Genomic DNA, 7,993 nt, shown 5'->3' with positions numbered 1-7,993 from the left:
AGCGTGGATGAAATTTTGACGGACGTGCGACGTAAGGAGAACGAATGAAAATTTTAGTCGCGATGAGCGGCGGCGTGGATAGCTCGATGTGCGCGAAGCTGCTGCAAGACGCGGGGCACGAGGTGCAGGGCTGCTATATGAAGCTGCACGCAAAGCCGGGCTATCACGAAGCAAACATCGCCAAAGTCCGCAAGGTGGGCGAGTTTTTGGGTATAAAAATCCACATTTTGGATCTGCAGGATGATTTTAATCGCGATGTTTACGAGCCCTTCGTGCAGGCCTATATCGGCGGTCTTACGCCAAATCCCTGCGCGCTATGTAACCGCCGCATCAAGCTAGGCAAGCTCTTGGAATTCGCGCGCGAGCAGGGCTTTGAGCGCCTAGCTACGGGGCATTACGTCCGTATCGAGGACGGGCTTTTAAAAGCCGCTGTAGATCTCAGCAAAGATCAGAGCTATTTTTTAGCAAACATCGATCCCGCCGCGCTTAAATTTATGCTCTTTCCGCTTGGAGGGATGTATAAAAAGGATGTCAAAGAGGCTGCGCGCGCCTATACGGAGCTTTCGCAGATCGCCTCTGCGAGCGAAAGCAGTGAGATCTGCTTCGTCGATACCACCTATATCGACGTTTTGAACCGCCATACGGGTACCAAAATGCCCGGCATCGTGCGCGACCGTGCGGGCAACGCTATCGGCACTCACGAAGGCTATATGCACTACACGATCGGCAAGCGCCGCGGTTTTACGGTGCACGGCGCGCATGAGCCGCACTTCGTACTAAGCATCGACCCGAGTAAAAACGAGATCGTCGTGGGCGGCAAGGAGGAGCTGGCGACCTATGAGTTCGACACCGAAAATTTCAACGCCTTTTTAAGCAGGGATGAAATTTTAAATATGCCGAATCTCGGCGTTAAGATCCGCTACCGCAGCACCAAACTCCCCGTTAAAATTTCGCCTCGTAAGGACGGTGGGGTACATGCCGTGCTGTCCACGCCCGCAGCGGGCATCGCTCCTGCACAGCTCGCGGTTTTCTACGACGAGCGCGACCGCGTAATGGCAAGCGGATTTATAAAATAGCGCTTTGTTTTTGCTTCACTTAAAGCCCTCGAGTTTGCAAAACGGCGCTTTGGTCGCGCCGCTTAATCTGCACTCACTCTGTTAAATTTCATATCGGAGTAAGATATTTGCGCTTTTGAATCCAAGCCGTTAAATTTTATCCCGTAAGCTCGGCGCGCAAATTTTATGCGCGTAGCTTTACGATTGAGGCTTTTAAATTTACGCTCTGTCGCTGTGTTACCTGCACTGCTAGCCAAATTTTACGAAAGTTGCGGCGCTAAAATAAAATTTACGGCGACGTCTTATCAAAGCGCGCCGTGACGCAAAGATCGCGACCGATATAAAATATTTCGCGCGTCGTCGCGACGGCGCGAAACGAAATTTGCGCGCTCCCTCTAAAGGAATTTGCGATGAAATTTCTAAACCTACGCTAGAGCCCACGACTACATTTAAATTTTAAAAATTTATGCCGAAATAAAATCAAATTTTAAAATTTAGCAGCGCTTTCTGCGCTCGAATTGTGCTCAAATCGCCCTAAAATTCCACTCGCGTCTTTACCTCGAAAAGCAGCTCGCCATCCACCGCTTCAAGCCCGCCGCTCTTTATCATCTCGCGAATTTTACTCGTGCCGAAGCCCTGTTTTTGAAGCAAAATTTCAACCAAACCTAGATCCCTGATCTCATAAATGCACCGATCTATCAGCTGCGAAGAGCCCAGATCGTCGAAGTAGAAAAATCGCCCGCCGTTTGAATACACCCAGCCGTATAGCCCGCCGTGCACGCCGCCTACTTTGCGCCACTCGTGCGGCAGATCGAGCGCGAAAAGTCCGCTTTTGCGAGCGACCATCCTGCGAGTGCTGCGGCCGCCGCCCCAAACTTCGGCGCTTTCTAAAAAATATATCCGCTCGCCGCTTTGAAACACGCTGCCGCTAAGCGCGTGAACTTCGCCTGCGAAGGGGTTGTCTGCCGCGCGCTTTTGCTTTCCGTCGTTCTCGTCGAAATAATAGATACCGCCGGGGGAGGCAAAAAGTAGATGGTTTGAGTGCGCAAGCTGCCTATTTAGCGGAGCATAGGGCGCGGTGGCTGGGTCAAATTTCAGATCGTTCGCAAAAACATCGCCGCTTTTCGCATCCCACAAAAAATAGTCCAACCGCTGCCTCAAAAGTTCGTAATGGCCGCCGTTATCGCGCGCGTCAAGGCGCAGGTTTTTAAAATACACGTTCGTGCCGTCCGCGGCATAAACTTCGCTCGCCCTGCCGTCGCTTCCCTCTATCCGGCGCAGGCTCGCGGCATCGGCGTCTGGCAAAACCTCTCCCTTATAAAACGCGCAAGAGCCTTCTGCAGCGTAATATACGCCCGCGATTTGGCGCAGATCCGTGGCGTCCATGCGTTTAAATTTATAGAGGTAGCTTTGCGGTTTGGGCGCATCCCAAAAAATATGCGCCAAGGTTTCATAAGTAAGCTTAAGCGCCCCCAGCGCGTCGTTTGGCACCGCCTCGCCGTCGCAAAAGTAGCTAACTTGCCCGTCGCTTACGTAGCCAAACGCCACGGCTTTCGTGCGCGCAGGCTCCAGCTCGCTCATCGCGATATTTCCGCAATATACGGCGTTTTTATCCGCCGCGACGTTGGAGCGGTAGCCGGAGCCGAAATCCAAAACCCGAAAGCTCGCCACGTCCGCGCCCTGCATCGCAAAATAGCCCGCACCCACTACGAGGGCGTAAATTTCATCTCCTTTTTTATAAAAATCGCTGTATTTGATCTGCTCATCATCCCGCAGCGAGTAGTCGTCTGCGGAATTTATAACCGCCGCTAGAATAAGCGCGCTAAAAGCCGCGAACGCAAACGTTATACCAAGCGCGATCTTGCGCCAAAGCGGCATGCCTCTGGGCCCATCTCGCACAGGCTTACGATCTGCTTCTGCCTTGCGCGCCCTAGCTTTGCGCTTCTTTTGCGCGGGCTCGTCCTTTAGCTCTTGCGTAAAATCCTCATACATCTTTTGCCTCGAATTTAATCTCGCCGCAGATTGCGCGGCACTTGAAATTGTACAAAAGCGCGGCTAAATTTATGAAATTTAACGCTACGGACAAATTCTGATTCAACTCTTTGCGGCGCTAATTTATTTTACGAATACCACAAAATCTCTGGCAAATTTTAATTCAAAGCGCTTCGTAGCCGCACGGAATCGGCGCCGTAACGCTTGCAAACACAAAATCCTCATCGCCCGTATTTTTCATACCGTGGCACTCTCCGCTTTTGGAAATGATTAGATCTCCCGCACAGATCGGTACCTCCTCGCCCTTGCTCGGATAAAACACGCCGCGTCCGCTTAAGCAGATCCACACGTCATCGCCGTCTGGGTGAATATGCGGCGCTACGACCTGACCGCGTTTGACGATCCAAACCGCGCTGCAAGTGGTCTCCGTAGTAAAAAATGTCGTTTTTACGGCTCGCTCGTCGCTACAAATAGCATCTTTTATATGAAAAATTCTTTGCATTTTCGCTCCTTTAAGTTCACCGCATCCGGCGCGGTTTCGGCGGAATTTTAGCATTCTTTTCGTGCAGCGAAAGTGAAATTTCAAGCGCCAAACTCGCAACGCAACCTTAAATAAAAATTTTAAATTCACATTTTACTGTGCGATTTTTTTGGAGGATTGAAGATCGCATCTAAAAGTAAGAAGGCGCATAAGCATAGTATTTGCGGATAGAATTTAGGCTTTAATTTAAGACGAAATTTTAAAAATTCTTATAAATTTAAAGCCGGCCTACGAGATAAATTTATTAAATTTGATATGAGCTTTGCTTGCGCGCTTTTGCCACCCAGCTAAAGCCAAATCGTAGCTTTTATCAAAAACCTCGCGTGACGCAGACTTTACGGCAAGTGCCAAGTCGGTTTATAAAACTAAATCGGCTTATAAATAGATGCTACTACCTCTGGCTTGTTTTAGCAAATACGCATTTTGTGCCTCGAATTTTTGCATATTTTACGATAATGTTTTTATAGCGCATAACATACCGATCACGAGCCAAGCGGGAGTTCAAAGAGATAGCGTTAGAATTTTACACTATCTCTTAAATTTCAAAACTATTTTATCTTGCTTGGATCCAGTGCGATCTCGTCGTTTTTGATTACGCCGATTCCTTTATTTAGCACGTTTTGCGCGATCTGTTTAGCTTCTGCTAGCGAGTGCATCGCGAAGGTGCCGCACTGAAATTTATTCAGCTCGGGGATATCCGCTTGAGAGGCCACGCCCAAAATATCCTTCATGCTCGTGCTCCACGCCGCTGCGACGGCGCTCTCGCTAGGCGCGCCGATCACGCTCATATAAAAGCCCGTGCGGCATCCCATCGGCGAAATGTCGATGATCTCGACGTCCGCGCTATTTAGATGCTCGCGCATAAAGCCTGCGAAAAGATGCTCCAACGTATGGGTGCCGCGCTCGCTCATGATCTCTAAATTCGGGCGGCAAAACCGCAGATCATAGACGCTGATCTTATCGCCGCTTTTGGTGCGCATGCTCTTTGCGAGCCGCACGCCCGGTGCATTCATGCGGGTATGATCGACCTTAAAACTATCTAACAATGGCATATTTTCTCCTTAAATTCAGATCACGGCGATTTTAACATAAAATTTCGTACTTTTAGGCACACAGATGAAATTTTGGTTACAATTACGTTTATTTTCAGGAGAATTAATGCCCTATATAAACGTCAAAATCACCAAAGAGCGCGGCGGCTTAAGTCGCGAGCAAAAAGCAAGGCTCGTCAAAAACCTCACCGATGCCCTCGTAGCCGTGCTGGGCAGGGGCGAGAAAACCACGGTCGTTACGATAGATGAAATATCCACTGACGACTACGCGATCGGCGGACGACTAGTAAGCGAAATCAGGGAGCGGCAGAGCTAAGCTCGCGCGTCAGATTAAGTTTGAAAAGCGAAATTTTAGAATTTTAAAATTTTAAAGCGAAATTTTACGTGGCAGGCTCCGCTTCTAAGGAAATAAAATTTGCGACAATCCCCGCTTGCAAGATGAAATTTTACGCTAAATTCCATGCTGTAAAATTCCAAAAACCAACCGAGCGGGAATTTTAAAGTGGATCTAATGGTGAAATTCTTTGAAAAAACCGGCAAGATAGAATTTATGCAAATTTCAAAATCTTACTAGATAAAATTTAAGCCTCGCAAAGTTTAAAATTTCGTAAAAATAAATAGACGATTTCTTAGCGAGCTAGCGTTCCCAAATTAGTTTTTTGCCGAAAGTTAGAGTATTATCGGTCATTTTCATCCAATCGATTCTGATCGTAAAAAAATCGGTCTGCATCGCGCGCGCAAACGGGAAGCGCTTAAGATATAGCGAGGTTTCGCGCTCATCCGCGCTACGGATATGGCCGCAAATCTGCACGCCTTTAATCCTGCCTACAAATTTCGTATCCAGTGCGACCGTAGCCGCAACTCCGCGGTTGGCAAAGACTGCTTTGATATGCTCGGAGTCGCTCGCGCTTGCGATGATGAGCTCCTTATTTTGCGGATCGTAGGCATAAAATGCACTGCAGCAATATGGCAGATTATTGCGCAAAACTCCGAGAGATAGGAGCTTCATCCTGCCTAAAAACTCGTCGAATTTATCTTGAGCGGCACACATTTTAAGCCTCCTTTTTGCTAAATTATACAATGATTTTCTTTTATTAGCTATAATCGCGAGCCAAAATTAGGAGAATTTTTATGGAAAATTATAAAAAAGTAAAAGAGATGTTTTTGATGCAGCAAGCCCTAAACGACGAAACAAATGGCGTGGGCTGGGAGGACGGCTATACAAAAAACGGCAAACTTATCAACTGGAAGCGCTGCATTTACATGGAATGCGCAGAGCTTATCGATAGCTTTGCGTGGAAGCATTGGAAAAATATCTCTGCAGCGCCGGACGTGAATAATATCGTCATCGAGATCGTTGATATTTGGCACTTCGTGATGAGCTATATTTTAGAGCAATATTACGGCAGCAAAGACATCGAACACATCGTAAGCGACGTCACGGCAGTAAGCGGATTTGCGGAGTTTAGCTCCTACGCCTACGACGTGCGCGAATACAGCATCTACGAAATCGTAAACGACATCGAGCTCATAATCCACGAAACAAGCGGCTTTGAGCTGCAAATCGGCGAGCTGCTGACCGATTTTTTTCGCGTCGCGATTAAATGTGGAGTGAGCTTAGACATACTTTTTGCCAAATATATCGGCAAAAACGTGCTAAATAAATTCCGCCAAAATAACGGCTACAAAGAGGGCAACTACCGCAAAATCTGGGGAGACCTTGAGGATAACGAGGTGCTAATAGAGGTGCTATCAAAAGGCGCAGTAAGCGGAAACGAAATTTACGAGCAATTGCAAAAGATCTACGACGCGACGAAGTAAAGTCATGGATTTGCGCGCGAGATTTCCCTTTGAAATTTTGAAATTTCATCTATAAAATTTCGGCATGCAAATTTTAAAAAAAGGGCTTTGATTTGAAACTCTGCAATTTTGTGCCTGAAATTTTACGCAGTGCCAGCTTATTTATAAGTGGCAAAATTCCGCGTAGTAAGCAAATAAATATTTGCAACAAGCAAAACGATCTCTTTTTTACACACGATAAACGAGCAGATTAAACGCGGGCGGGTAATCAAAGCATAAATTTCATATTATAATTCGAGATGAGCCGGCTAAAGCAAGCGAATGAGCCAAGCGAGCGGATCAATGAGGCGCGGTGCGGCAGTTAAAATAATAAACTAAGCTCAAATTCCATCGCAAAAGTCGCTAAAATAACGCAAATAGGAGCATACATGGGTAGAATTTTTAATTTAGCAAAGCAGGATTTTTTTACGCGCAAGTTTATTTTGCTCTCGCTATTGCCGCTTGTGTGCTCGCTCATAATCTTAGGTACGCTCGCATTTTTCGGCGGCAAAGAGCTTTTTGACGCGCTTTCGCAGGGCGCGCAAAGCGGCGATTTTAGCTTCTTGGACGAGCAGCGCTTCCCGGTAATTGCGAAAATTCTAAGCTTTGCTGCTACAAAGTGGATTATCGGCGCGATTTTTTCGGTGTTTGCCAGCTTTGCGGTACTGATGCTTAGCGTGTTTTGTGCGCTTATCATAGCAGGATTTCTGACGCCCGCAGTCACTAAAGAGATCAATGCCCGCCACTACCGCCTAATACGCGCGGATGAAGCGAGCACGGCGCGAGTGCTAAAGCTGATGAGCCTTGAAATTTTAAAATTTTTAGCGATTTTATTTATCTGCTCGGTGCTTTTGTTTGTGCCGGTAATAAATTTATTCATCATCAACGTGCCGTTTTTTTATATCTATTACAAGCTGATTCTAATCGACGTCGCTTCAAACGCGTTAAGCGCGAAAAGCTTCGAGCGCTCTTATAAAATGGGCGGCGGATATAAATTTGCCCTAAGCGCTTTTATTTTTTATCTGCTGTGTTTGATCCCGCTGGTAGGATTATTTTTTCAGCTATTTTTCATCATCTTTTTGACGCACGTAGTGCTGATAGACGAAAGCGCCCGCAATAAAAATCGCTAAAGATTAACTAAAATCAATGAAAAATTTTGAAATTTTCATAAAATAGTGTGAAATTTTTTAAGAAAGGATTTCTATGAAATCAGGTGATATTTACATTTGCAATATTTGTTCGCTAAAAAGCAGCGACGATGAAAACGCGGTCTTTATCAAGGCGCATAAAAACGGCGAGACGGTGCATATCTGCACATCCTGCATGCCTAGCGTCATCCATGGCTCAGGCATGGTCGTAAAAAGCAACTCTGAGATCGAAGAAGAGCTTCAAGACGCTGCAAACTAGCTGCTAGCGCCACTTGCTGCGGCGCGTTTTAATCGCTTATTAATCTACGCGCCGCGAAATTCCAAAATTCCAAAATTCCAAAATTCCAAAATTCCAAAATTCCAAAA

The 7,993-nt window shown here is 46.7% G+C and carries 9 protein-coding genes; 5 read left to right on the top strand and 4 right to left on the bottom strand.

Annotated features, from left to right (window positions below):
• The first annotated feature begins 44 nt into the window (after window positions 1-44).
• The gene (gene mnmA / locus Q0277_RS07490) at window positions 45-1,076 is read left to right on the top strand and encodes a tRNA 2-thiouridine(34) synthase MnmA (protein ID WP_297996943.1); all 1,032 of its coding nucleotides are present in this window, start codon (window positions 45-47) and stop codon (window positions 1,074-1,076) included.
• 513 nt (window positions 1,077-1,589) lie between these two features.
• On the opposite strand, the gene Q0277_RS07485 is transcribed toward mnmA, so the two are convergent.
• From Q0277_RS07485 to luxS, 3 genes are all read right to left on the bottom strand, one after another.
• Window positions 1,590-3,047, bottom strand: a complete 1,458-nt coding sequence (locus tag Q0277_RS07485; RefSeq protein WP_297996942.1) for a DKNYY domain-containing protein — start codon at window positions 3,045-3,047, stop codon at window positions 1,590-1,592.
• Between the two features lie 163 nt (window positions 3,048-3,210).
• Complete coding sequence (locus Q0277_RS07480; RefSeq protein ID WP_297996940.1) at window positions 3,211-3,549, bottom strand: cupin domain-containing protein; 339 nt, start codon at window positions 3,547-3,549, stop codon at window positions 3,211-3,213.
• Between the two features lie 587 nt (window positions 3,550-4,136).
• Complete coding sequence (luxS, locus tag Q0277_RS07475) at window positions 4,137-4,640, bottom strand: S-ribosylhomocysteine lyase (RefSeq protein WP_297996938.1); 504 nt, start codon at window positions 4,638-4,640, stop codon at window positions 4,137-4,139.
• Between the two features lie 106 nt (window positions 4,641-4,746).
• Between luxS and Q0277_RS07470 the strand changes: the two genes are divergently transcribed.
• Complete coding sequence (locus tag Q0277_RS07470; RefSeq protein ID WP_297996937.1) at window positions 4,747-4,956, top strand: 4-oxalocrotonate tautomerase family protein; 210 nt, start codon at window positions 4,747-4,749, stop codon at window positions 4,954-4,956.
• A 321-nt stretch (window positions 4,957-5,277) separates the two neighbouring features.
• Here Q0277_RS07470 and Q0277_RS07465 read toward each other — a convergent pair whose 3' ends face one another.
• The gene (locus Q0277_RS07465; protein ID WP_297996934.1) at window positions 5,278-5,691 is read right to left on the bottom strand and encodes a hypothetical protein; all 414 of its coding nucleotides are present in this window, start codon (window positions 5,689-5,691) and stop codon (window positions 5,278-5,280) included.
• Window positions 5,692-5,771: 80 nt separating this feature from the next.
• Between Q0277_RS07465 and Q0277_RS07460 the strand changes: the two genes are divergently transcribed.
• From Q0277_RS07460 to Q0277_RS07450, 3 genes are all read left to right on the top strand, one after another.
• Window positions 5,772-6,461 carry a dUTP diphosphatase gene (locus Q0277_RS07460; protein WP_297996932.1) on the top strand — a complete coding sequence of 230 codons (690 nt, stop codon included), beginning with the start codon at window positions 5,772-5,774 and terminating at the stop codon, window positions 6,459-6,461.
• Window positions 6,462-6,868: 407 nt separating this feature from the next.
• Window positions 6,869-7,609: an EI24 domain-containing protein gene (locus Q0277_RS07455; protein ID WP_297996930.1), complete on the top strand. Its 741-nt coding sequence runs from the start codon at window positions 6,869-6,871 to the stop codon at window positions 7,607-7,609.
• Window positions 7,610-7,682: 73 nt separating this feature from the next.
• The gene (locus tag Q0277_RS07450) at window positions 7,683-7,886 is read left to right on the top strand and encodes a hypothetical protein (protein ID WP_005869903.1); all 204 of its coding nucleotides are present in this window, start codon (window positions 7,683-7,685) and stop codon (window positions 7,884-7,886) included.
• The last annotated feature ends 107 nt before the right edge of the window (window positions 7,887-7,993 follow it).

Source organism: uncultured Campylobacter sp. (assembly GCF_938030815.1).
In the GTDB taxonomy this organism is placed as follows: Bacteria; Campylobacterota; Campylobacteria; order Campylobacterales; family Campylobacteraceae; genus Campylobacter_B.
Note: the sequence above shows the minus strand (reverse complement) of the source record. Positions and strands in the feature narration are given on the sequence as shown.

Coding starts and splice junctions, on each gene's coding strand:
- Q0277_RS07450 (WP_005869903.1), top strand. CDS start 7,683: ATGAAATCAGGTGATATTTACATTTGCAATATTTGTTCGCTAAAAAGC.
- Q0277_RS07465 (WP_297996934.1), bottom strand. CDS start 5,691: ATGTGTGCCGCTCAAGATAAATTCGACGAGTTTTTAGGCAGGATGAAG.
- Q0277_RS07455 (WP_297996930.1), top strand. CDS start 6,869: ATGGGTAGAATTTTTAATTTAGCAAAGCAGGATTTTTTTACGCGCAAG.
- Q0277_RS07485 (WP_297996942.1), bottom strand. CDS start 3,047: ATGTATGAGGATTTTACGCAAGAGCTAAAGGACGAGCCCGCGCAAAAG.
- luxS (WP_297996938.1), bottom strand. CDS start 4,640: ATGCCATTGTTAGATAGTTTTAAGGTCGATCATACCCGCATGAATGCA.
- mnmA (WP_297996943.1), top strand. CDS start 45: ATGAAAATTTTAGTCGCGATGAGCGGCGGCGTGGATAGCTCGATGTGC.
- Q0277_RS07480 (WP_297996940.1), bottom strand. CDS start 3,549: ATGCAAAGAATTTTTCATATAAAAGATGCTATTTGTAGCGACGAGCGA.
- Q0277_RS07460 (WP_297996932.1), top strand. CDS start 5,772: ATGGAAAATTATAAAAAAGTAAAAGAGATGTTTTTGATGCAGCAAGCC.
- Q0277_RS07470 (WP_297996937.1), top strand. CDS start 4,747: ATGCCCTATATAAACGTCAAAATCACCAAAGAGCGCGGCGGCTTAAGT.